The organism is Peribacillus sp. SIMBA_075 (genome assembly GCF_046534585.1).
On record NZ_JAWRYN010000646.1, the window covers coordinates 1 to 270 of the forward strand.

Consider the following 270-nt stretch of genomic DNA (forward strand, 5'->3'; position numbering starts at 1 on the left):
GTTTTTTGTTACTTTACGAATTGAACGACGGTTCACGATTGCTTCTTTTAAATTTGTTGTAGTTGCTGACATTTTAATTCCTCCAAATATATGTTTTATTATTTTTATTTAAACAAATCAACTTGAGTCTTTCATGCAAGACGAATTAGCAATATCCATCCGTCTTACATTGCATACCTTCAAATGAATTTGTTTTATCCTTTTCGATTTCTTTATCAATTACTCTTTCTAGCGTTTCTTTACTAGCAAGTCCTTGAATGACTTCATCTC

Annotated in this window: 2 pseudogenes; both read right to left on the minus strand. The window is 30.4% G+C overall.

The annotated features are described in order from the left end of the window. Window positions 1-72, minus strand: a pseudogene (locus SB775_RS29765) (nitroreductase family protein); the annotation flags it as partial. Window positions 73-145: 73 nt separating this feature from the next. Further along, window positions 146-270, minus strand: a pseudogene (locus SB775_RS34740) (DsbA family oxidoreductase); the annotation flags it as partial.